Genomic DNA, 25,556 nt, shown 5'->3' on the forward strand with positions numbered 1-25,556 from the left:
AAATCTTTCAGCTTTTTTTCACTAATAATATTTTTCAGCTGTATAATTTGTTTTGTATTTATCACCAAAACAAATTCTAACACTATTATGTTATTTTCTGGCTTTAAATCCATCATATATTTTTGAATATTTGCATATGAATCATTATCATCATACTCAATAAATAATTTTAGATTAACAGTTTCTAGTGATTCAAACTTCTCTTGATCGGATATGTCAAAACCATTTATTTTGTTGTAAATATCTTTTTGATATTCCAAATTTATATCTTCCCACATTAATTTAGATGAATTTAACATCTTATCCAAAATAATAATAGCTGATGTTTTTCCACAATTATTTTTACCTATAACTAAAGATAATTCATCTTTAAACTCTAATTCAAAATCCTTTAATAACCTAAAATTTTCAACTTTCATTTTTTTTAAAATCATTTTTTATTACCTTTTTTATTATTACTTTTCACCCATCAATTATTTTGCCTCATAATATATTTTTTGGGGGACAGCAACAGCCATCCCCCATGGTATATTTATTATCAAAAAATAGATATATCATTCAATTTACTTGACAAAATTCCTATCCTAGAACTTCTCATATACCCTCGATATGAATCTACAAGCGCAGAAATTAAGGTGTATTACGCACACCCAATAAGGGAACATTTTTGACAAATTAAAGAATTATATTCGTCCCCCATTAAAGCGGAAATTGATTTTATCTAAAACTCAGATTCAATACATACTACAAGTGCTATTTTCATTTTTTCAGTATTACCTAAATAATTATTCATTAAGTATTTGGTATCTATAACAATACCTTGTATTCGCTCATAGGTTCTTTGCTCATCGGTTCGCTCCTCACCTTTCCAATCTCCTGTTGCTTCTCCTATATGTCCCACATTATCATGCAAACCAAACAAATTATTATTCTTCGAATATGGCATAATAAATGCATTGTAAATTAATGTAAAATTTACTCTTTTGTACTTATCAAGATATTCTCCATAAGTAATTTGTTTATTAATAGAAGAACCATTGGGTAAATGTTCTGAACGCCCCGTAATACCATATTTATAATATTTAGCATCAAGTACGTAATATTTTCCATCATGAATCATGATGGTGTCTGGCATTAACGGTCGTGTTTCTGTATCACTACAGAACTTCAACTTCCACTTAGCTCTTGGAAAGTATTCCTCTTTATGTCTTACACCAAAGGCTCTATCAATTAGCTTTTCCCACACCCACTCAAATTCACCAGTCCCATAATAAAGTTCCTTATCAGAGGTCTTGTTATCCATGAAAGTTAGCATATCAAGCATACTTTGAAATAGTTGTTTCTTTTTATCATCATTTGTATTAGGAAGTTTAGTGCGAAGAATCGCTATAGATGTTTTTGCATCTAAAGTTATGCCTGGATGTTCTGGAACATATGGACCATACAACCAACCTAACCTTTGAAATGCCTCATATACACAGTTTCTATTAATTTGAGTTATTAGTTTCTGATTATTGGGTGTAGAAGTTCTAACTGTAAAGTTTGTATAAATAAGATTATTAACCCCATTTTTTTGATACACTAGCGGGCTTTGCTTTTTAAACGTTTTTGACCAATCCTGATTTCCTTTTGAGTTTGTTTTATATACCACATCAGTCTCTGTATAGTATTTACCGCCAATACTAAAAAAATACTCAATGACATATCTATACGCATGAATTGGAAATTCTACAGATTCAACTGAATTTGATTTATTAGTACTAATCAATCTCTCAGTTTTTGTAGTAAATTCAGAAAGCACTTGAATTAAATTCATAATATCATTTCTTACTTCAGCATCTGTATTGGAAAGTTCATACCCAATAGGAAAATGGACTGTTATAGTATCTGTATCAAGCCGAATACCTACAAAGCGATCTCCTTCTTCATTCGTATTGACATGGCAATGATTTAGAATATCATATTCTTTTACTGAATTAGTCTCTTTCGCTATGTTCATATACATCCACCGCCTTATTATGTATTTTCAGTAAATGCATTCCTAATAGTTTCTTTAAATATAGTAAACCGATCATTTCCCGTATTCCATAAAAATGCTTTAATTACTGCTTCAAGACTTTGATACTGTGTAACCTCAAAAACTGACTCCCTATTAAACTTAAAAGCATCATCCCATAAATATTTAATAACTTTTTCAGGGAATTTTCTATTTTGTTGCATAGCCTGTCTAATTTCACGTAACCTATTGTATTCAGCAATTACTATTGAGCCGGTATTTTCTTTATTTCGTAATTCATCATAAATGCCATCACTTAGATTCCCCATTTTTTCATCAAATATTAGATCACTAACATGAACAAAATATGCACCTAACCGTTTATCTTCAGAAGATGTCATTCTCGTACTATTCCCTATTACTATATCATTAATAGTAGTACAAAAATTTCTCCATGTCACCGTTGTATCGAGTATATAGGCATCAGCTAATTTTAAATCAACTGTGTCAAAATTATTTTCAATCAAACGCATTTCCCAACGTCGTTGAAAAGCTGTATCTAAAGTGAAAACATTTTGGTCAGATGTATTCATCGTTCCTATGATTGAAAGATTAGATGGAATCCTAACTTTTTGATTTGGATTACCATATACAACATTTGCAATGTTGGGATTTGTAATTCCATATTCACTAGTTCCGATTGGGAATTCATCGTCATGCTCTTTTATTTCAACTTTACGATCTAATAATTGAAATACTTCACCAAAGATGGCCGGTGCATTCCCTCTATTAATTTCCTCTATAATCAGAACATAATCTCCTTCAGGATCCGCATAAGCATCTCGCAATATGCTAGTAAATGGACCTGGTGTAAACTTATAGCTTATTTGACCATCTTCCGCAACATTTGGTAATATCTGTCCGACAAAATCAGAATATGTGTAGTCTGGATGAAATACTAGACGCTCTACATGAGTTTTTGGAGTGCAATACTCATGTTGAATCGTCCAACTCTTACCTGATCCTGGAACACCATAAAGAAGGATGTTTCTTCCTTTTGGAATACGACTCTCTTCATAAGCTGCATACTCCACAGAATCACCGGATATAAATCCACCATCAACGATTTCATCATCAATGTTAATAACTAAATGACGCTCAATATTCATCACTGAAATAAATGTACTGTGTCTTTCATCTGAAGTTGAAATCACCTCGACTACATATGAATCCTTTTCCTTCACAAATAAAAGAATATCATCAACTTGTATACCGCCTTCAGCATTTATAATCTGTTTTATATCTCCACCAAATCTAGGATCAGTTGAAAGCAGGAAAGTAACAGTTCCTAAATAACCGGATTTTTTCCCCCTCATTATTGCTGCTTCTTTTTCCTCATACACGCCAAAAAATCCATTTAGCACTTCTTTGGTAACACTAATTTGATGAGTGATATCATGCTTAAGAATTTTTCTTAAATAAATATTCATTAATTATTCTCCTCTCCATCAAGAGTATCAGCAACAAATTTCCCCCATTGCTCTGCGATAGCTTTTGCAAACCCTGGGAATGTTTTACTTCTCCATGTTCTTCGCTCTTCTGGTGTTTTTGTTTTTGTAAGGCCGTCAGAATACCACTTTGCTAGTCTTTTTCCACTACCGAATTCAATATATTCTCCCGGGTCGACTACATCCGTGTACTCAAGTGGGGGAAGGTTTTTTAACCATAAACAAGTTTTCTTTGATGCACTATCTCCAAAATGATATGGCTGTACTACCTGATCAGGTTTTCTCCATCTTGTGTTCATTATTCCAACTGGGTTTTCAATTGCTATATAATCAATATCTGCATTTGCTAAAGCCATGAAAAAGTTCGCACCATCTTCACGGTCTTGAGCTCTGTTAGGAAATTTCGGGTGAGGTCTTCTTTGTTCGATCGGTAAATCTTTATCTTCAGGATGATAATACCATTTAGCACCACTTACAGCCAAAAATGTGCAAGGAGGGTGTGCGACCATCAAGTCCCATTTACCTTCAATGTAGACAGTTTCACCGTTTTGTAATATTCCACCACCATTCTTAATTACCTCTAAAGTGTCCTGGTGAAAATGCCATTCAGGGTGTCCTCCGGAACATTCTAATAAATCGCAACTATATGCGTTATGTCCGAGTCTTCTAAACTCAGTACATACTCTCTGGCTTTCTTCACAAGCCACTAAAACATTTAATACTCTCATTGTTCTTCATTCTCCAATACCTGTTTTATAGATAGAGCAATATTCTTTGCAAAAGTAACAGGAACTGCATTTCCTATCATTTTGAAACAATACGCATCTGAGCCGAGGAATTCAAAATCCATTGGAAAAGTTTGAAGTAACGCTGCTTCTCTAATAGTTATAGAACGCATTTGTTCTACGTCTGGATGAATGAACATCAAGCCGTCTTTATAAAGGTGAGATACCACTGTTGGAGATGGTTTATCCCACTCTAAACTTCTATACTTATTATGGTTTGTTGTTTTACCTGTAACTCTATAATAGAACTCTAATTTTTCTTTGTTAGGAGCATCATTCATTGAATTTGTAAGCCAAACTTTGAAAACATCCAAGTCTCTTTTATTGTTGTATCTAGCCTTATGCAAAGGAATTTCAACATCTCCTATCAACTCATGAGATACATTCTTGGCACCAACCTTATAAGGTTTATCTAAGGGTCTAAACTTCGGCATTGAACCGATAGCATCCCGAACAGTCTTCTTAGGTTCATTCGATTTAGTTTCATCTAAGCTTTTGTAGAAATCCTCGACAGTAAAGCCACTTTCTTTCTCTACACCAATAATGATGACTCTTCGTCTTTCTTGTGGAACTTCAAAATCAGCTGACGAGTAGATAGACTTTTTCATATCTTCAGGTCTTCTAATTGAGTATCCAATTTCTTCAAAAGCCTCACAAATTCTTTCTATTACCAATCTATCTCCAGGTGCAGCGCTTAAAATACCTGGCACATTTTCAAAGACAAACATTTTTGGTCTATAATTATTTACTACCTTAACAAAGCTTTCAAACAAATAATTACGATAATCATCCTTCATAGAATTAGGATCTTGTGCTCTGCCTGCTAAAGAGTAAGCTTGGCAAGGCGGTCCACCGATAATGATATCTACTTTTCTTCCTTCTAACAATCCATCTATTCCATACTGTATTACATCGTCAGAATTATTTTTACCGTAGTCGGCTATAGTTTCAGCTGACCATGACCCATGCATCAATTCATCAGTTTTCTGGATATCAAACTGAATCACACTCTTTTTAGCTTTATCTTCGTTGTAACCCCATCGTTTGACTAGGTTGTTTCTCAATGTATCAACCATGGGTTTTTCCCACTCTACATGAGCAACAAACTCAAAAGCTTCTGCTTGCAGAAACCCCTCTGATAATCCACCCGCTCCAGCGAACAAGTCAATACAAGTATATTTTTTCATTTCTGTTGCTCCTTGCGGTTCTTAATGTATTCTCTAATCCAAACCCCAATTTCACTAGATGCTTTTTTTCCTTCCTCACGAAGCAACTCCATAAATTCATCTTTTATTTCAGGTTCAATCGCAATTTCAATTTTTGCTGTTTTAATTCTACCTGTCGGTCTTCCGTATGTTTTATTACTCATAAAATACCTCTCATTGTTTTTAACCAGTATTTCACCCATTTTTTACCATGATATTATCAGTGTATCATACTAGTGTAAATTTTTCAATCAGGCGCCATAAACTAGTTGTTTCTGCGATAAATATTTCTGTATAGTCAACCTTGCAAATTTTATAATTTATCTGCTTTCAAAACGCACAAAAGCAGAGAGTCTGAATTTACGTCAAAACCCTCGGAAAATCCTTATTTTTCAAGTTTTTTCACACTTTTACTTCTGCACTTTAGCCAACAAACTTACGTACTCAACATGTTTTTATCTGTATATGACCTTTTTTCTAAAAAAAAGGTTTGCACAATGCAAACCTCTATCCACTATAATACATATTCGTTTATGCTGATTTCTTGCAAATCCGGTTTTGATAACAACCATGTCATATGACCGGACAAATCTTTAAAAAATACCATATGCCAATGACTTATTTTTCCATCATCATCTTTTGATATATTTAATGCATCGATATGCGCCTCTATTTCCGTCATAGGTAAACAAACCATCGTAGACTCATCTTTGCAGCCATATACAACAAATAACTCTTCACAGTTCTTCAAATCGTATAAATAGTTTCTTCTATATGCAAACCAGTACTTATCTCGGTTTCCTTGCTTATACGCTTTTGATGTTGTAAGTACAAAACCTTTCTTTCCATCAGAAGTTATATAAGTACTTCTACCAATTTTTATCAGTTTGCTACCAACTTCTTGTGCTAATCTAACCACACATTTATCTGCGAATTTCACTTTTTTGCTTTCTGTTGTTTTCGCTTTTGGAGAGACTACTGTTCTTACTTCTTCTTGAACTTCTTCTATTTCTTCGTATGTAATACCAAGCGAATCGCAGAATAGATGTTTAATCTTTCCAAATCTCTTTGTACAGTAATCTGTATAGTATTCTTTCAACACAGCAAAATCTTCAATCTTTTCATATGGCATATCCATCCAGTCCAGATCTTCCTCTTCAGTAAAGCTGTATTTCGTCTCAACCTCTTCAAGCTTAACATATTGAAGGTACTTCTTGTCCTGGTAGAAATTTTTATCTTGCTTGCTACGATTAACATACTCTGGTAAATAACACAAATTAGCAATACAGCTGATTGGTAAACCCTCTCCTTTGCAGTCTTCAATAAGTTTTCTCATTTGTTCTTTTGGAGCAATATGTTCAACATCAAATCTCTCAATCGAAAGCTGATCCATGGCCGTAAAGGTCTTTAAATAAATACAATTAAGAACCACAAATTCTTCGCTCTTTGGATTTGCAATCTTTTTTGACTCAGTTCTTAGCATCGAACGTTCAAAGAATCCATCCAAAGCAACCATCCAGGCTCTACTTGAAATCTCATTCGCATATCTATTTGGTTTAGCCGCAGCATGAATCTTTCCAGTACCACCCTCACTCCAATAGTTTGTGATGATGTCATAAACATAGTAATGTACTAAAGTCTTTGCTATTATTAATTTTCTATCCTGCCAATTGTCTGTAAATTTAGTGTAATCTCCATTAGAAAACATTTCCTTAAATGTTGTCGAAATCATAGACAATATCTGATACTTGGAATGGAATATTTTATTTGCATTTCTAGAATTGCCTTTAAATTTTGTTACTACCGAAATTGATTCGTTAACAAAATCAATAGCCTTATAAATAGCCTGCTCTAAGTCATTCAAATCAATGTGCTGTAAATTTTTATACAGTATGCGAATTTTATCAGAGTCATTTAAACAAGCGTTTACCAATTCAAAAGCAATCGGATTAACAGTATCATCTGCAAGATTTTTATTGAACCCCAATATCTCATATTTTTCCACAAGATATTTACCTAATCCGAACAAGTATTCAAATGCGTTTACCTTTCTTGTAGAACGCATTTCCTCTCTACTGTACCCATGGATAAAATAACCATCTTCAACAAATGAATCATACTTTTTAACAATATGCTCAATAACATCTAAGTTTGAAATAGCATACTTTTCATTAACTGGCCAAGCAGCTGCATATACTTCATACTGATCGAGTGGCGTACCCTTTGAATTGATACGGTCAAAGATATCCGGCAAATTACTTTCTTCTCCTGTATATACAATAGCTGGGATTACAGTACTTGCAATTCGATCATATAAATCTTGACGTTCCTCAAAGAAAACCTTTATCGTGTTAATTAAACTTTCAATCGACTCATTTCCCGCTTTAAATTCATTAGCTATCTGCTTTGCAACAGAATAATACTGTAAATTCTTAAAGGTCTTCTGTTCTTTAATAAATGCAGTCAATATATTTCTAATTGCTGAGTAATACTCTTCATCATCAACTTTTATTATTTTCAAAATCTCAGCACAGAACTCATCAGAAATACTATCGTCATAGAAAAATTCTGTAGGATTTGTCATATATTTTTTGATGCTATTTCCACGTTGGAGACCATCAACTAAAATATACGTTTTCTTGTTATCTTCGAAGGTTTCATAAAAAAGCATGGTGCCTACTGGATAACCTTTAATCAGAGAATCAATAAATGCTTTCTCCTGGTTCTTATTCCAACGTTTTCCTCTTTGAAACATAGGAACAACTAATTTTTTGTTATCTTTATGCATATCTTGTAATGCAGAAGATAAGTCTTGCAACGACCAGTTTTCACATGTACATCCAGCCATCTTAATAACCTCCTTAGTTTATTCTCATTGATTGCTCCGATTATTAAATAAATGCAACCTCAACATTTTTGCCTACTCGACCTACTTCAATATTCTTATATACCCATTCTTCAAAAAGGCCTTGATTTCATGCGGTTTCTATATCATTTTCCCATCTCAAATTTTGTCCACATCAAGTCTTCGAAAAACTCATGTTTACTATGATTTGGCACACTTTTATTTATGTACTTTAATCAGCAATGCCACAGCCTCAACATGATATGTCTGCGGGAACATATCCACTGGCTGGACTTTCACCAATTGGTAACCCTGTTTTGTCAATATTTCTATATCTCGTGCCATGGAGGATGGGTTGCAAGATACGTATACGATCCGGTCTGGCGCCATGCCAACGGCAGCGTGCAGTACATCTTCTTTACAGCCTGCACGGATAGGGTCAAATATGATCACCTCTGGCTTGATACCTTGTTTATATAACTTAGGCATTTCTACGGCTGCATCGCCTACGATAAATTCTGTATTACTATATCCATTTCGTTCTGCATTCTTTTTCGCATCTACAATAGCAGGTTCTACGATTTCAATACCAATGACATGCTTTGCTTTATGCGCCAAAAACAAGGAAATCGTTCCCGTTCCACAATAGGCGTCAATCACTGTTTCATGGCCTTTCAAGTCAGCAAATTCCAAGGCTGTATCATATAGCACTGTGGTTTGTTCTGGATTGACTTGAAAGAAGGAATGCGGTGATAACTGAAAGGACAAATCTTTAATATAATCTGTAATCTGATCTTTCCCATAGATAGTACGATTCGTAGGTCCTAAGATCACATTCGTTTGTTTTGGATTGTGATTCACTACGATGGACGTTACCTGTGGCAACGCAGTTACGATGCGGTCTACTAGTTCCATTTCTCGTGGAATGCTAGCTGTACGGCTTACGAGGATGACCATCCATTCATCTTTACCGATACGACCTACTACATGACGAAGAACTCCTCTTTCCGTATGTTCATCATAAGGTTCGATTCCTAGTTCTTTCATAGCATCATAGCAAACCTTGCGTATGGCATCATTGCCTGCATCTTGAATTGGGCACTGTTCGTGATTGATAATGCTATGAGATCCCCTTTGGTAAAAGCCCATACGGACATTACCTACTGTACCGCCTACAGGCATTTGCATTTTGTTGCGATATCGCCATGGTTCCTCTGGTCCTATGCAAGGCAATACTAACTCTGGGTCACATTTTGCAATCCGTTCCATGACTGCTTTCACAGATTCTGTTTTTAGTCGTAATTGCTCTGTATACGATGCATGTTGTAATTGGCAACCACCACAATTGCCATACACTTCGCATTGTGGGTCCACTCGCTCTGAGGAAGGTGTCATAACCTCTACAATATCCCCCACAGCATAATTCTTTTTCACTAAGGTAATCTTCACTTGCACCGTTTCATTCGGCAAGGCATAGGGCACAAATACAGTAAACCCTTCGTATTTGCCTACCCCTTCGCCACTACTACCCGTGCCGTGAATCTCTATAGTATAAGTAGCTCCAACGCACACCGGTGCTTTCTGTTGTTTCTTCTTCCCGCTCATCTATATATCCTTTAATTCATGAAGTCGATTTTTATCATTATTTTGTTATTATACCATTTAATATCCAAAAATATAAAAATATTACAAATTATATTTGACATGTTATTTTTAAAATGGTACTATGCCTGTAAAGAAGTATATTTAAAAGAGCGGTCTTTGAGTATGGTGCACCCCACCATGAATTGATTTTATCAATTTAAAAGAGCGGCCCATGAGTATGGTGCGCCCCACCATGAATTGTTTTATCAATTTAAAAGAGCGGCCCATAAGTATGGTGCGCCCCACCATGAATATACTTACTTTTACTATCTTAGCCGAGAATAATCTCGGCTTTTCTTTTTGTCACGAGGAATGCTATCTAGATAAAAATCCTAAATTTGACTTTTACAGATTAAATGAAGATTACATGAGCCTTTTTACAAAAAAGTGACAATCAAGTACAACGTTCAACCAAAGATAAAAGCACCCGCCCTTATGTAGGCATTGTTTTGAATGTAGAAAACAGATTATATTTTGCTCCATTATCTTTAACTAAAAAACTTCCTAATGATTTAGCACCAAAGAAACGTAAAAGAGAAATAAATCGACTAAAAAACATTGAAAAGAATCGAATGAGGGTAAAAATCCTAGACGACAATAATAAACACTTAAGTAATCTTATAATTGGAAAAATGATTCCCGTTCCTGAATCACAAGTGAAAAAATTTTTAATTAATGATTACTTAGGTTCTTCAAACAAAGTTGATCATTATTATGGTATGCTATTGAAAAAGGAATTTTTGGCTATCAATAAATTAGAAAATACCATATACAATGCTGCACAATCTTTTTATAAACAATCAACAATACATTAGGTAAAGAAAAACAATCTTGTTGTGTCAACCTAAAACAAGCCATTAAATATCATGACCGTTGGATAGAGCGAGAAAATATTTATAAAAAAGACAATCTCGAGGACAATAAAAAAGATAAATCTAAAGACTTCAGTAGGTAAATTACCTGATATTTAAAAAACACAAGATATTTTAAACTATGTTTGACATGTTATTTTTAATATGTTAGTATTTGAGTATAAAAGTATATCGAAAAGCGAGAACCTGTGAGTGTGGTGATTCCCACCAGCGATGTATATATGGTACATCGAAAAGCGAGAACCTGTGAGAGCGGTGATTCCCACCGATGGTGTATATATGGTACATCAAGAAGCGAGAAGCTATACGAGAGCGGTGATTCCCACCGACGATATACTTATTTATATCTACAATGCCGAGCCTTGTCTCGGCTTTTTTCATAGAAGAAATTTATTGGAACGAGAAAGCATTTACAAAAAAGAAACCATCCAGGAAAACAAAAAAGATAAATCTAAAGACTTCAGTAGATAAAAACTCTTACTACAACATTTGAACTTCAAAAAAATATCATTACATCACAAAAAGCACAGAATTGGTCCTCTGTGCTTTTTATATTTTTTATTTTACTCTTTTGTTATCTCTATTTTAGCAAGTCTAGTAGCTTACTATACAAGTCTATTTCACCAACCGATTGCGAATCATCGCCGCTCCTAAGACCAATACAACACAACCGATATGGAATGGCAAGCTATATGGTTCAATATATGGTGCTGCCATTGGATCATGTTGAATCATGCTAGCAGAGACCCATCCTAGGATACCACCACCTACGTATAGAATAACAGGGAATTTATCAATCAGTTTGACAAAGATAGTACTGCCCCAAACAATAATTGGCACTGTTACTAACATACCAGCTACTACTAGCCCAAAATGACCTTCTGCTGCTGCCACAACGCCTAGCACATTATCGATGCCCATAACACCATCAGCAATGATAATCGTAGCAATAGCGCCCCAGATATTATCTTTTGCTTCAATATTGTGTTCATTATCGCCATCTTTCAATAAGGAATAGCCAATCCAAAGCAACATAATCCCACCAACAATGCGTAATGCAGGAATATTATCTAAAGCTTCAATAAACAAAATGGCCATCACTAGACGCAAAACAATTGCCCCTGCTGTGCCCCAGAAAATAGCACGTTTACGCAAATGTTCCGGCAAGTTTTTAGCTGCCATACCAATAACGATAGCATTATCGCCAGCCAATAATATATCAATAATAATAATTTGTAAAATTGCTAATAACCCTTGTGTTGATGTAATATCCACCATATCCTCCTATATTTACTACTTAGAATACATTTTATTATAGCATAGGGAACCCATAAAACAAAGGATAGCCAATTCTCTGAATCAGCTATCCTCTATATTAGTAACAACTAAATTACTCTAGTTCCTACCTCTTTATTTTTGTGTAATAACACGTTTGCAATTAGATGTTCTTTCTGTTTTACAACAAATCAATGACTTCTCTAATCTAAAATATATACTTTTACTGTTCGACGACCAAATTGGATGGCCTCATTATAGCTATCCATAGCCAAATCAATGCGATGACCTATAATAGCACCACCTGTATCATCCGCTACAGCATAACCATATCCTTCCACATACACTTCTGTTCCTAATGGAATTACATTAGGATCTACCGAAACATACCCACGGCGAAGTGCGTTGCCTCTAGCTGTATGTGTACCAGATTCATAACTTGAATAGGCACTAGCTTCCATTTCTAATGTTTTTTTATAGCTTGTTGGTTTGCCTCGTTTGATAGATAATTTTGACCATGTAGCACTATCAACAGTTCCTGTCACTGGTAATCCATAATGACGCTGGAAACGAATCAAAGCTTCTTTAGTTCCATCCCCAAAGACACCATCAACAGCTCCAGGAGAAAATCCACTATCTACTAATTTAAGTTGTACTTCTTCTATGTTGCGACCACGATCACCAAACCGTGATACTTCTACACTACGGGTATTTCGAGATGCTTGTTGCCCCTCAAAGTGTTTTTGATTCTCTAGTAAAGCACGCATTGTTTCTTTACCTACTCTACCGTCTGGAGTTAACCCGTGTTCTTTCTGAAAGACGAGTACTGCGTATTCTGTATTATTCCCAAACACACCATCTGCTGTATCAAGCAAATAGCCTTGGGCTACTAACAACGCTTGTAACTCTTCTACCTCTTTTCCGCGATCACCACGTCCTGATGTTGCCAAAGCTGTCACCATGGTACATACCAACAGGAGAATCGCTAGGAGAGTTATTTTTTTCACGATGTTCACCTCATATCTAAATGCTTATACATTTTACCATTTTTTGGGACATACGTCAAAAAAACAGGGCTTTTTTAACACTTTAACACCACTTAGTACCTATTTTTATCACATTTTTCCCACATATAGTATAAATCACTCCCCATAGGAAATACCACCTACTATATATGTACACTAAAAATGTTAGTTTTCCTCAATTTCTATAGTAAATATGCATAAAAATGGAGTTGCTATACTAAATTGGTATAATAGATCATTTCAATATGATGTGATACAAAAGTTTTACATATTAAAATAATCATAATAAATAATATTTTAAAATTGAAGAAGTTAGAATTATATCTTGAAAAATAATTATAACAAAAAAGCTCACTAAAATGACTAATCATCATTCAAATGAGCTTTTCACAATACATCTTTAAAATGAGATTATTTAAAATGCCGTAATGGTTGCAAGCAATCCAAAGATAATTCCCGGCAAGTTTGCTACTGACAAAGGATAGTCCTTTTTTTCTTTTAAAAGTCCGTAACTTGCCCATATGATACAGTTAATCGTCGCTGCCAGAGGCTGAAGAAAAAATGTTTTATTCCCATCCAAGTTTCCCATTATTTGTGGAATATAAGACACATACATCATTACAGAAAGAAATGTTCCAAGCCATCCCAATATTTTTAATTTTTTTTCACTCATTTTATTCTCTTCCCTTTTCTAAGTTCAATTAACTAAAATGCCTAAATAGTATATCACAAAATTTTAGAGAATCAATACTTAAATATATTTTTATATAACGTTATAATAGATGATATAAGAAGGGCTCTCCTTTGAAATAATGATTCGCTTTAGCAACTTTCATTATAATAGAGAGCCTTCTTATTTTTTTGTCACAAATGCATTATACCCTTACATTTTTTACATATTGAAACCTTTCATAATAAAAAAGCTGCAATGAAAGTTTCCTTTCACTACAGCTTATATAGAGCCTCTACTCTCTATGAATTATGCAATTAAATATACTGTCCTTTGATCATATCGTATTCAGATACATTTACTTGTTGTTTCCGCCCTGCAATCCGTAATACTATATATCCCAAAATACCAGATACGATAGAGCCTACGAAGATACCAACTTTTGCCATTTCTTGTGCTTCTCCTGGAGGGAATGCTAACAAAGATACGAACAAGCTCATGGTAAATCCGATACCACAACATAGAGCGATGCCATACACATGAGTCCAATTAGTTTGAGCTGGCATTTCCACTAGTTTAGATTTTACTAGTAAGAACAATGTGCCAAATACTCCTACTTGTTTACCTAATACTAAACCTACTGCAACACCTAATACAACTGGATGGGCAAAGCTTTCTAAAGTAAATCCGTGGAAAGATACCCCTGCATTTGCAAAACCAAAGATTGGAATAATTAAGTAAGTAACCCAGTTACTTAATGTGTGTTCCCATTCAGATAATGGAGATACATGACGACCATCACGTATGCCATGGTATGGAATAAAAGCCGCTAAAATTACACCTGCTAAGGTAGCATGCAATCCTGATTTAAACACACAGAACCAAAGGCCAAATCCTAATGCTAAATACGGAATTGGTCTCGTATAGTTCATACGGTTTACGTATTGTAACATGAACACGATGATTGCTGCTACGAATAAGTAAAAGAAGTTTAATTCCGCTGTATAGAAAAAAGCAATGATAACAATAGCCATTAAATCATCCATAACAGCCAAGGTAGTTAAAAATACTTTCATCGCAATGGGTACTCGATCACCTAAGAGTGAAACGATACCGATGGCAAAGGCAATGTCTGTAGCGGTTGGAATCCCCCAACCATGAATAAATTCTGGATGATAACCGACAATGAAATAATAGATTAAAGCCGGCATTAAAAGGCCAAAAAATGCTGCAATACCAGGCAAAAATCGTTTTGCATTGGTATTCAATTCCCCTGCAATCATTTCCCGTTTTACTTCAAGGCCTACAAATAAAAAGAAGACCGCCATGGCCACGTCATTAATCCATAATTCAATGGACAATGGTCCTAATTTAGCATGAAGCAAAGAGTGGTACAAACTTTCTACTGGAGAGTTTGCCAATAGCACTCCTACCACAGCAGCTACAAAGAGTAGTACACCCCCTGCTGATGGTGATGTAAAAAAAGATACAATTCGATTCATACAATTACCCCTCTACTATGTAATATATATCATTAAATAACTAACATATTCTTTTGTTATTATATCACTAATTATATTCTTTATCTATCGAATTTTTTCTATATTGCGTATGTATACAAAATCCAATACTCGATTCACCGATGTCCTTACGATACTGTTGTCCCTCAAAGTCAATCATGGATACACGTTCATAAGCATGTTCTAAGGATTGTTCCAATGTATTCCCCAATCCTACAACACCTAATACACGACCACCTTGCGTTACATAGTGATCTGTTTCATATGTTGTACCAGAGTGAAATACCATCGATACAGTATCTATAGTATGAATATCTCCTGTGATTCTTTGACCTGTCAAGGTCTGCTGTGGATATCCTTCGGATGCTAAGATAACACAGGAAGCGTATTGTTTCGACCACTCTAAGGACATCCCCTCTAACTGCCCCATAGCCGTGGCATGCATGATGACTCCTAGATCACTCTGTAATAATGGCAATAGCACTTGTGTCTCTGGATCTCCGAACCGAGCATTAAACTCTACTACTTTCGGTCCTTCCTCGGTAAGCATAAGACCTGTATACAAGCAACCCACATAAGGATGACCTTCTTCTGCCATGGCTTTCACGATAGGTTTTACTATGGTATCTACTATGGTTTGTTCCAAAGTGCCATCTAGTTCTGGCACCGGTGCATAGGCGCCCATGCCTCCTGTATTAGGACCTTCATCATGGTCTAACAATCGTTTATGATCTCTTGCTCCTATCATAGGTAAGACGTGAGTACCGTCCACAAAGGACAACAAGGATACCTCCTGTCCTCGCATATATTCCTCAATCACAACGCTTTCTTCCGAACTACTCAGCATCTCTTGTAACACTTGTTCTGCGTCTGTGAAAGTCTCACAAATAGTGACACCTTTGCCGCCCCAGAGACCATCCCTCTTTAATACAATCGGTACGCCCCATTGATGAATAATGCCTTTTCCTGTTTCTACATCTTGGCAAACCTCATACTTAGCCGTAGGAATCTCATATCGACGCATTATATCTTTCGCAAACGACTTAGACCCTTCTAATCGAGAAGCCTGCTGGGATGGTCCAAATACAGGAATCCCTACTGTTCTGATTGCATCACTAAGTCCCTCGATAAGTGGCAATTCAGGCCCTATCACAACCAAGTCAATCTTATAGTCCAATAACCAAGCTAGTAAGGTGTCTCGGTTCTTCCAATCTAGGTTGACTACAGTGGCTATGGAAGTCATTCCTGCATTGCCTGGCACTACATAGACGTCTGTTACAGATGGGCTATGATGTAATTTCCAAGCTAATGCGTGTTCACGACCACCATTGCCAATAATACATACTTTCATAGATACCTCCCAATATAAACTATTTTATAATAGCTTGTTTCTTAATGACAACACGAGATCCCACTATATTCAAGGCATCCTCGCAAAATAATCGCACCGCCTCTGGGTAGATGCGATGCTCTTCATGCAAGATTCGTGTTGATAAAGTATCTACCGTGTCATCTTCATAGACAGGTACCACCGCCTGTGCAATGATAGGACCCGTATCCATGCCTTCATCCACAAAATGAACGGTACATCCTGTGTATTTTACGCCTTTTAGTAAGGCTTGCTTCTGTGCCTGTAAGCCTGTAAAGGCTGGCAATAAGGAGGGATGTATGTTCAAGATGTTTCCTCTGTACGCTTGCACAAATGTAGGTGGTAATATACGCATATACCCAGCTAACAAAATGCCCTCCACTTCATATTCTTGTAACAAATCTAGCATAGCTTGTGTCCAGGCTGCTTCAATACCATAGTTGGCAGGATCTACTATGTGTACAGGAATGTGCCAAGCACGTCCCTTCTCCACAATGCCCACATGGGGTCTATCACTAATGATAAGAACTATTTCACCATTTATATGCCCCGCTTCTATGGCCTTATAGATGGCTTCTCCATTAGACCCTCTGCCACTGCCAAATAGAGCCAAATGTTTACGCATGGAATGCCTCACCAAGAATCGTCACATCTCCCTGCCCTTCTGTAACAAGTCCAATGGAGTACACCACTTCCCCTTGCTCTTGCAACACTTCTACGACTCGTTCTACTAACTCTGGCTTCACTACTAGCACCATACCTATGCCCATATTGAAAGTATGATACATTTCTCTCATTTCCACATGTCCCCATTCTTGTAATAGCTTAAAAATAGGTGGTACTGGCCACGCATCACTATGAATAGTGACAGATAACCCTTTTGGTAATATGCGAGGAATATTGTCGTAGAAAGATCCTCCTGTTATATGAGCCATCCCCTTCACTAACTGTTCTTTCAGTAGTGATAGAATAGGTTTTACATACAGTTTCGTTGGTGTTAATACTTCTTCTCCAATGGTGCGACCTAACTCGTCTACATAGGTGTCCAATGGCATTTGTTGTTTATCTAAAATGATATGGCGTACTAAGGAAAATCCATTGGAGTGTAAACCTGATGAAGGTAAACCTAGCACCATATCTCCTGCCTCGATAGAGGCTCCCGTAATGCATCGGTCCTTATCTACAATCCCCACTGCAAAGCCAGCTAAATCATAATTGCCATCACCGTAGAAACTAGACATTTCCGATGTTTCTCCACCGATTAAAGCACACCCACATTCTTCACAAGCCTCACCAATACCATCGATGATACTTTCAATATGATTATGTTCCAATTTACCGACTGCAATGTAGTCTAGAAAAAATAAAGGAGTCGCCCCCTGTGCTACCACATCGTTCACACTCATAGCCACACAATCTTGACCAATCTGGCGATGCTTATTCATGAGGACCGCAAAACGAATTTTCGTACCCACTCCATCTGTGCTTGATACTAGCACATGTTCTTTCATGTTATGGCCTGCTAAAGAATAGAGCCCACTAAAACCACCTAGAGATCCTAGTACACCCGGTGTATAGGTGCGTTCCACACGGTGTTTAATCTTTTGAATGAGCTGGTTCCCCGCTTCTACATCCACGCCAGCATCTAAATAAGTAACAGGTGTATTATCAACAGACATAAGTACCTCCCTTGGTATACTCATCCCCTACAGGACTTGGATACTCTCCAGTAAAACAAGCCACACACAAATGCGGTACTTCTAATTGTTTCATAGACTGCATCAATCCTTCATGAGACAAATAATATAAACGATCAACGCCAATATATTGACTGATTTCTTCTATGGAATATCGATGAGCTAACAACTCTTCTGCATCAGATGTATCGATACCAAAATAGCAAGGATACCGAATAGGTTCAGAAGTTAAACACAAATAGATTTCTTTCGCTCCCGCTTGTCGTAACATGGAAACGATATATCGACTTGTGGTGCCTCGTACAATGGAATCATCAATAAGAACAATACGCTTTCCTTGTACCACATCAGGAACAATACTAAACTTTTTACGCACCGCTTCCTCTCGACTAATTTGGTTGGGTTCTATGAAAGTCCGCAATACCTTCGGATTCCTCACTAACCCTTCCCTATAGGGAATACCAGATTCCTCTGCATATCCCTGAGCAGACAAAGTTCCTGAATTAGGTATGGGCATAACAATATCCGCTTCATATTGTGTTTCTTTTGCCAGCTGACGTCCCATAGCTACCCTTGCTTCTGATACACCTTGCCCATCGATAACACTGGTAGGATGTGCAAAATAAATATATTCAAACACGCAAGTATGTTGTTCCACTACCTCCTGTTGTTCTATGCCTGCACTTCCTACATGTAATTGTTTTGTTTTTTCTTTATTTTCTAATCCCTCAACCCCACCTCGAGAAATAGTTCTACTCTGTATACCACCCTCAGTATTTTGGTAGTCCGAGACTTCGTATCTTATACTGGAGTGATACGGTACACTGCAGAAATCTGTTCCATCAATAAGAATTATTTCACCAGGCCTTACATCACGAATGAAAGTCCCCTCTATAGCGTCTATAGCGCAACTTTCAGAGGCAAGTACATACCCATGGGTCGTACGACCTACGCAAAGAGGACGATATCCATGAGGATCTCGTACACCTATCAGCTTCTCATTGGCAACAATCGTCAACGAAAAGGCGCCTTCTAATCGCGCACAAGCTTGCTGAATAGCACCTAAGATGGTCAATTCATTGGAGCATTTAATCAAATGGACGATGACTTCTGAATCCATTGTGGTCGTAAATACACAGCCTTGGGTTTCCAACTCACGACGTAACACTTGGGCATTCGTCAAATTCCCATTATGAGCCACTGCAAATGTACCCCACGGTGATGTTCCTACAATGGGTTGTACATCACAAGGATTCTCTATACCTGTCGTAGAATACCGTACATGTCCAATTCCTATATGACCTTCTAAGAAAGAAACATCCTGTAAGGCCTCTTTCACGAGCCCTGGTCCTTTCACCACATCTATCTGTGATTCATGAACAACAGCGATCCCCGCTCCCTCTTGCCCTCGGTGCTGTAACGCCACAAGTCCTTCATATATAGTTGTCCCGATGGTAGAGGACTTGTCATAGACTCCAAAGACTCCGCATTCCTCATGCCATGTATCTAACATACCATCATATTTCATTATGCCCCCTAGAGTCATACTCTACTCATATCGTGCACACGGACAAATTATCAAATGTCAAACTATCTCTATTATAACTTGCTACACAGCTATCTTCAATACAAACTCAGGGAATCAACAAAAAACGTGGTATACTTAAGATATAAGAAGTCATGTATGGAACGCTAACAAACATACTATAGGATGTAGTAAGAACTCCACCACCATCCTATTAACATATAAAGGAGGCTATGTATGCACATATTCCGTCTATTTGTCACTCCTCGCACTACCACATCACAAGAGTCACAGCAACTACTTGCGACCTTTCAACAAGACTTGCAGATTCCTCTCACCGACCTCACAATCTACGAACGATACGACATCTCTGGAATCACAGAATCAGAGTTTGAACGCGCTAAAACCCTCATTTTTTCTGAACCTCCCATAGAAACTACTTGTACTACATTAAACCTGTCCGCCCTAGACCATCCCATTGCTATTGCACCTACGCTAGGTCAATATGACCAGCGTGCTGATGCTGCAGAGCAATGCCTCTCCATCCTCACCAATCATGATCATAGTACAGTACGTACTGCACGAATCTATGTCTTAAGGGGCCCCCTAACTAAAACACATATAGATACAGCTCGACAATATCTTTTGCAATCTATCGATGCCTATGAAAGCTCCATGGACCTTCCTATAGCGCTAGATATAGTAACACCGGTAGTTCCAGAAACTTCGCACATAGAGGAGTTCACCACCCTGACGAAAATAAAGCTAGAAGAACTCCTTCACTCTATGCAATTGGCCATGACTCTAGAAGACCTACTATGTATTCAAAGGTATTTTCAAAAAGAGCATCGCAACCCAACAGTGACTGAAATTCGTGTATTAGATACCTATTGGTCAGATCATTGTCGCCACACTACATTTAATACCCAATTAACGGAGATTACCTTTGATGAGTCTGCCCTTACCAAGCCGATTCAAAAAACGTATCAAACCTATCTTGAAACAAAACAACAACTGAATCCATCAGCTGATGTAGCACCCACATTAATGGACATGGCCACAATGGCTATGCAAGAACTTCGTCATCAAGGCAAACTAAATCAATTAGATGTGTCGGACGAAATCAATGCGTGCACCATCATTGTTCCGGTGCAGGTGGATGGTAAAAAAGAAGAATGGCTGTTATTGTTCAAAAACGAAACCCATAATCACCCCACTGAAATCGAACCTTTCGGTGGTGCTGCTACTTGTTTAGGTGGCTGTATTCGAGATCCTCTCAGTGGTCGTGCCTATGTATACCAAGCCATGCGTATCACTGGATCTGGTAACCCTTTAGTCTCAAAAGAGCATACTTTGCTCGGTAAATTACCACAATCCTACATCACAACCACAGCTGCCAAAGGTTTTTCTTCCTACGGCAACCAAATTGGCGTTCCTACAGGGGAAGTACGTGAGTATTACCACGACTCCTATCGAGCTAAACGTTTAGAAGTAGGTGCTGTCATCGGTGCTGTCCCGCGATCTCATGTACATCGTGAAAACCCCATCCCCGGAGATCTCATTATCTTACTAGGCGGTAAAACTGGCCGTGATGGCTGTGGCGGTGCTACAGGCTCTTCTAAAATACATACGAAAGACTCTCTCTCTATCTGTGGTGCAGAAGTGCAAAAAGGAAATCCTGTGACAGAACGAAAAATTCAACGCCTATTCCGCAATCCAGAGGTGACACAATCTATCAAGAGATGTAACGACTTTGGAGCAGGCGGTGTAGCCGTTGCTATTGGAGAACTCGCAGATAGCATTCATATATACCTAGATACGATACCTACAAAATACACTGGGCTCACTGGAACAGAGCTAGCCATCTCAGAATCCCAAGAAAGAATGGCTTGCATTATTGATCCTAGCCAATGGAAACGAATCCAATCCTATTGTGCAGAGGAAAATTTGGAGGCTACTATTGTAGGAGAAGTGACAAATACTGGACGCCTAGTGATGGACTTTCAAGGAGAAATTATCGTCAACCTACATCGTCAGTTCTTAGCTACAAATGGAGCTACACAAAGTACTACAGCTCATATCGTATCTCCAAGAACAACTCCCTCTCCTTCGTTTATTACGAATCTATCTTTCCTCTCTACAACAACCAAAGCTTCCATAGAAACACGCTTTCATCAAGCCTTGCAAGATTTGAACAGTACCTCCCAAGAAGGATTACGAGCTATGTTTGACTCTACCGTAGGTGGAAATACAGTACTCTTTCCTTTCAGCGGAACCTATTTGAAAACTCCTGTCCAAGGGATGGTAGCAAAACTTCCTGTATTACAGGGAACTACCACGACTGCTAGTATCATGACTCATGGTTTTGATCCATATCTATCAGAATGGAGTCCTTACCATGGCGCTCAATATGCGGTACTCCTTAGCTTAGCAAAATTAGCCGCTTTAGGAGGAGATATCTCTAAAGCCTATCTAAGTTTTCAAGAATATTTTGAAAAACTCAACAGTCCTATGTCCTGGGGTAAAGTGGTATCTGCTCTGTTGGGCGCCTATGAGGCGCAACACCAATTAGATGTAGCCTCTATTGGTGGCAAAGATTCTATGAGCGGTACATTCCAAGAGATCCATGTGCCACCTACTCTTATTTCTTTTGCCGTCACCACCGAGGAGGTCAACCGCATACTATCTCCCCACTTTCATAAGGCACACCATCACATCCTATTTCTGTATGTACCAGAGCTCTCTGATGGTACACCTAACTGGGCCGCCTTTAAAGCACATTGTAAAACCTTGCGTTCCTTCAATATCACGCAACAAGTGTATAGTGCGTATGTCATAGAACAGGATGGCATCGGACCCGCTACGGTGAAAGCTTGTCTAGGCAATGCCATTGGCTGTGTCTACCATAAAGACGAACTGCAAAGACTAGTTATGGCTGTATCTTCTACGCATAAAAAACGAGAACTAGACCAAACAAGCATAACTCAATCCTGTGCCAATACATCAGAGAATCATAGTTCCAATGCATCAGAGAATGATAGTCCCCATGCTGCTCTAACTCCTGAAGATATGTTGTTCTACCCCTTCCGTGGTTCCTTCCTCATAGAGGTGGATACTGTGACAACTCAGGCATTAAGGCACTTACCTCACATATACCATATTGGCACTACACAGGAAGACCCTTCTATTGTGATGGGAGATACCACTATCTCATTAGATGACTTAACCAATTCCTATGAAAGCACCTTAGCATCTATCTTTCCTATCTACGCAAAAGAAAAAAACTTCGGCGATACCAGTACCTCTGCTGACAGCAAACTACTACACACTACACAAAGCAAACCATGTAGTAAGTATACTTCTCTATCTCATCCTAAAGTGCTGATTCCTGTATTCCCTGGCACCAATTGTGAATATGAATCTGCACGGGCTTTCACAGAGCATGGTGCCAAGATAGAAACTCTTGTCATTCGCAATCGAAGCAGTCAAGAATTACAAGAATCTATTCAAGCCTTAAAACGCAGTATAGACAGTGCTCAAATTGTATGTTTCCCTGGTGGTTTTAGTTGCGGTGATGAACCAGCTGGATCTGGCAAATTTATAGCTACCCTGTTTCACAATCCATACTTGCAAGAATCTTTAGAAAATCTATTATACAAGCGTGATGGTTTAGTGCTTGGTATATGCAATGGATTTCAAGCACTAATTAAGCTTGGATTAGTCCCAACAGGCCATATCCAACCATTGGAGAAAACCAGTCCTACCTTAACGTACAATACAATAGGACGTCACATTTCTACGATAGTCCATACTAAGGTTGTATCCACAAATTCACCATGGCTCAGTGCTTGTCACATAGGCGACATCTACACAGTCCCTATTTCTCATGGAGAAGGTCGTTTACTGGCTACAACAGAACAAGTAGAAGAACTCTATACTCAGGGGCAAGTTGCCACACAATATGTAGACCTAGTGGGTAATACTACCTATGATCCACAATGGAACCCTAACCAATCTATAGGTGCTGTAGAAGGATTATTAAGCCCTGATGGTAGAGTATTAGGGAAAATGGCTCATATAGAACGCCTGGGCCATGGTATACATAAAAATATCAATGGTAACCTTGTAATGCCTATTTTTGCATCAGGCGTGCACTACTTTATAGATTAGTACTCTCGCTCGGTAACCTAAGTCCAAACTATAAAAAAACTGAAAAACACAAATAGAGGAAGATGGAGTAAAAGCATCCATCTTCCTCTATCGTTATATGGCTTTACAAAAAAGAGGCTATGACAACATGTAACACATGGTATCATAGCCCTTTATATATGATATATGATGTATGAATTATAATTAACCCACTTCTGGTTCTAACAAACCATATTTGCCATCATGTCGACGATATACAACGTTCATGATTTCAGTATCTTCATTGAAGAACATAAAGAAGTCATGTTCCAATAGATTCATTTGTAAAATTGCTTCTTCCACGCTCATAGGACGTACAGTAAAGTTTTTGCGACGTACTACTTCTAATTCCTTTTCTTCTGGAATCGCTTCCACAGGTGTCACATCTACATGGAATCCAGTTTCTTTACGGAATCGTTTCGCTAACCGTGTTTTATGTTTATGGATTTGACGAACAATTTTATCCACCACTAAATCGATAGCAGCATACATATCTAAGTGACTCTCTACACCACGCAATACTACGCTTTCTACAAAACATGTCACTTCTACTTTACGCTCTTCTTTTTCTAAAGATAACACAACTTGAACCGTAACTGGTGTTTCAAAATAACGGGATAACTTTTCCAACCGTTTTTCAATATATTCACGCAAGGCAGCTGTCACTTCAAGATTTTTTCCTCTTACAGATACTTTCATAGTCGTCACCCTTTCTGTGTAACATATAGTGTTGCTATATGTATATAATTCTACATGAAAGTATGAAAACCCTTTTTTATTTTTCTATATTTTTTCTACATTTAGTGAAAGTAAAAAAACTTAGGGACCCTATTTAGGAATCCCTAAGCTTTGTTCATAAATTATGCTTTATATACGTTAGCCGCTTGAAGACCACGGTTGCCATCTACGATTTCAAATTCTACTTGTTGTCCTTCGGATAAAGACTTAAAGCCATCTTCTTGGATTGCAGAAAAATGAACGAATACATCGCTGCCATCTTCTCTTTCAATAAAGCCATAACCTTTTTCTGCACTGAACCATTTTACTTTCCCAAGCATGATAATTCCTCCTACCTTTAATACTGCAAGCGATTTAGAGTATCTAAATCTTGCTTTCATGTTATCACTATATATGTATGATGTCAATCAAAATATCACTTTATTTTCAAGTATATAACATATCGATATAATTTAACGAAACTATTAATCAATTATTTCATTCTATACTAATAAGATAAACATTTAGGGTATATTTTACGCTTTATATATACATTATATTTTTCAATTTATATTCACATTATACCTTATTTTTATAAATCTATGAATAATGTCAATTATCAAGATTAAATTTATATATTTTATTCATATCGTTGTATTTATTCTATATGCGCATCATTTTAATAATTATTTTATTTTATAAACAACTATGAAAC

The 25,556-nt window shown here is 37.2% G+C and carries 19 protein-coding genes and 1 pseudogene; 2 read left to right on the forward strand and 18 right to left on the reverse strand.

Annotation, left to right across the window (positions count from 1 at the left end; genetic code table 11):
- The 8 genes from EO114_RS07395 to rlmD form a co-directional block, all read right to left on the reverse strand.
- A partial coding sequence (locus EO114_RS07395; protein WP_164723802.1) for an AAA family ATPase occupies positions 1 to 434 on the reverse strand: 434 nt, incomplete at its 3' end.
- Between the two features lie 287 nt (positions 435 to 721).
- On the reverse strand, positions 722 to 1,999 hold the full coding sequence (locus tag EO114_RS07400) for an LlaJI family restriction endonuclease (protein ID WP_127062431.1): 1,278 nt from the start codon (positions 1,997 to 1,999) through the stop codon (positions 722 to 724).
- A gap of 17 nt (positions 2,000 to 2,016) precedes the next feature.
- Complete coding sequence (locus tag EO114_RS07405) at positions 2,017 to 3,486, reverse strand: McrB family protein (RefSeq protein ID WP_206168676.1); 1,470 nt, start codon at positions 3,484 to 3,486, stop codon at positions 2,017 to 2,019.
- Positions 3,486 to 4,232 carry a hypothetical protein gene (locus EO114_RS07410; RefSeq protein ID WP_127062433.1) on the reverse strand — a complete coding sequence of 249 codons (747 nt, stop codon included), beginning with the start codon at positions 4,230 to 4,232 and terminating at the stop codon, positions 3,486 to 3,488. The genes EO114_RS07405 and EO114_RS07410 overlap by 1 nt, the downstream gene beginning before the upstream one ends.
- The gene (locus tag EO114_RS07415) at positions 4,229 to 5,476 is read right to left on the reverse strand and encodes a DNA cytosine methyltransferase (protein ID WP_127062435.1); all 1,248 of its coding nucleotides are present in this window, start codon (positions 5,474 to 5,476) and stop codon (positions 4,229 to 4,231) included. Before EO114_RS07415 ends, EO114_RS07410 begins: the two co-directional genes overlap by 4 nt.
- Positions 5,473 to 5,658 carry an antitoxin gene (locus EO114_RS07420; RefSeq protein ID WP_127062438.1) on the reverse strand — a complete coding sequence of 62 codons (186 nt, stop codon included), beginning with the start codon at positions 5,656 to 5,658 and terminating at the stop codon, positions 5,473 to 5,475. The genes EO114_RS07415 and EO114_RS07420 overlap by 4 nt, the downstream gene beginning before the upstream one ends.
- A gap of 350 nt (positions 5,659 to 6,008) precedes the next feature.
- Positions 6,009 to 8,342: a DUF262 domain-containing protein gene (locus EO114_RS07425; RefSeq protein ID WP_127062440.1), complete on the reverse strand. Its 2,334-nt coding sequence runs from the start codon at positions 8,340 to 8,342 to the stop codon at positions 6,009 to 6,011.
- Positions 8,343 to 8,558: 216 nt separating this feature from the next.
- Positions 8,559 to 9,944 carry a 23S rRNA (uracil(1939)-C(5))-methyltransferase RlmD gene (gene rlmD / locus EO114_RS07430; RefSeq protein ID WP_127062442.1) on the reverse strand — a complete coding sequence of 462 codons (1,386 nt, stop codon included), beginning with the start codon at positions 9,942 to 9,944 and terminating at the stop codon, positions 8,559 to 8,561.
- 425 nt (positions 9,945 to 10,369) lie between these two features.
- On the opposite strand from rlmD, the pseudogene EO114_RS07435 reads away from it, so the two are divergent.
- Positions 10,370 to 10,798, forward strand: a pseudogene (locus EO114_RS07435) (type III toxin-antitoxin system ToxN/AbiQ family toxin); the annotation flags it as partial.
- Positions 10,799 to 11,470: 672 nt separating this feature from the next.
- On the opposite strand, the gene EO114_RS07440 reads toward EO114_RS07435, so the two are convergent.
- The 8 genes from EO114_RS07440 to EO114_RS07475 form a co-directional block, all read right to left on the reverse strand.
- The gene (locus EO114_RS07440; RefSeq protein WP_127062464.1) at positions 11,471 to 12,130 is read right to left on the reverse strand and encodes a TerC family protein; all 660 of its coding nucleotides are present in this window, start codon (positions 12,128 to 12,130) and stop codon (positions 11,471 to 11,473) included.
- A 203-nt stretch (positions 12,131 to 12,333) separates the two neighbouring features.
- A complete protein-coding gene (locus EO114_RS07445) occupies positions 12,334 to 13,137 on the reverse strand; it encodes a peptidoglycan-binding protein (protein ID WP_304480823.1) in 804 nt (267 codons plus the stop codon).
- 433 nt (positions 13,138 to 13,570) lie between these two features.
- Positions 13,571 to 13,828 carry a SemiSWEET family transporter gene (locus EO114_RS07450; RefSeq protein WP_127062447.1) on the reverse strand — a complete coding sequence of 86 codons (258 nt, stop codon included), beginning with the start codon at positions 13,826 to 13,828 and terminating at the stop codon, positions 13,571 to 13,573.
- A gap of 314 nt (positions 13,829 to 14,142) precedes the next feature.
- On the reverse strand, positions 14,143 to 15,327 hold the full coding sequence (gene nhaA / locus EO114_RS07455; RefSeq protein ID WP_127062449.1) for a Na+/H+ antiporter NhaA: 1,185 nt from the start codon (positions 15,325 to 15,327) through the stop codon (positions 14,143 to 14,145).
- 67 nt (positions 15,328 to 15,394) lie between these two features.
- Positions 15,395 to 16,696 (reverse strand): phosphoribosylamine--glycine ligase, encoded by a 1,302-nt coding sequence (gene purD / locus EO114_RS07460; RefSeq protein WP_127062451.1) that lies wholly within the window; start codon positions 16,694 to 16,696, stop codon positions 15,395 to 15,397.
- Between the two features lie 19 nt (positions 16,697 to 16,715).
- Positions 16,716 to 17,339 (reverse strand): phosphoribosylglycinamide formyltransferase, encoded by a 624-nt coding sequence (gene purN / locus EO114_RS07465; RefSeq protein ID WP_127062454.1) that lies wholly within the window; start codon positions 17,337 to 17,339, stop codon positions 16,716 to 16,718.
- The gene (purM, locus tag EO114_RS07470; RefSeq protein WP_127062456.1) at positions 17,332 to 18,393 is read right to left on the reverse strand and encodes a phosphoribosylformylglycinamidine cyclo-ligase; all 1,062 of its coding nucleotides are present in this window, start codon (positions 18,391 to 18,393) and stop codon (positions 17,332 to 17,334) included. The genes purN and purM overlap by 8 nt, the downstream gene beginning before the upstream one ends.
- Positions 18,383 to 19,939 (reverse strand): amidophosphoribosyltransferase, encoded by a 1,557-nt coding sequence (locus EO114_RS07475; protein WP_127062459.1) that lies wholly within the window; start codon positions 19,937 to 19,939, stop codon positions 18,383 to 18,385. The genes purM and EO114_RS07475 overlap by 11 nt, the downstream gene beginning before the upstream one ends.
- A 234-nt stretch (positions 19,940 to 20,173) precedes the next feature.
- Between EO114_RS07475 and EO114_RS07480 the strand changes: the two genes are divergently transcribed.
- Positions 20,174 to 24,106 carry a phosphoribosylformylglycinamidine synthase gene (locus tag EO114_RS07480; protein WP_240629077.1) on the forward strand — a complete coding sequence of 1,311 codons (3,933 nt, stop codon included), beginning with the start codon at positions 20,174 to 20,176 and terminating at the stop codon, positions 24,104 to 24,106.
- 183 nt (positions 24,107 to 24,289) lie between these two features.
- On the opposite strand, the gene hpf is transcribed toward EO114_RS07480, so the two are convergent.
- Positions 24,290 to 24,823: a ribosome hibernation-promoting factor, HPF/YfiA family gene (gene hpf, locus EO114_RS07490; RefSeq protein ID WP_009372200.1), complete on the reverse strand. Its 534-nt coding sequence runs from the start codon at positions 24,821 to 24,823 to the stop codon at positions 24,290 to 24,292.
- 161 nt (positions 24,824 to 24,984) lie between these two features.
- Positions 24,985 to 25,182 (reverse strand): cold shock domain-containing protein, encoded by a 198-nt coding sequence (locus EO114_RS07495; protein ID WP_009354004.1) that lies wholly within the window; start codon positions 25,180 to 25,182, stop codon positions 24,985 to 24,987.
- Between the last annotated feature and the right edge of the window lie 374 nt (positions 25,183 to 25,556).

It is taken from the genome of Veillonella sp. 3627 (assembly GCF_003992195.1).
Classification (GTDB): domain Bacteria; phylum Bacillota; class Negativicutes; order Veillonellales; family Veillonellaceae; genus F0422.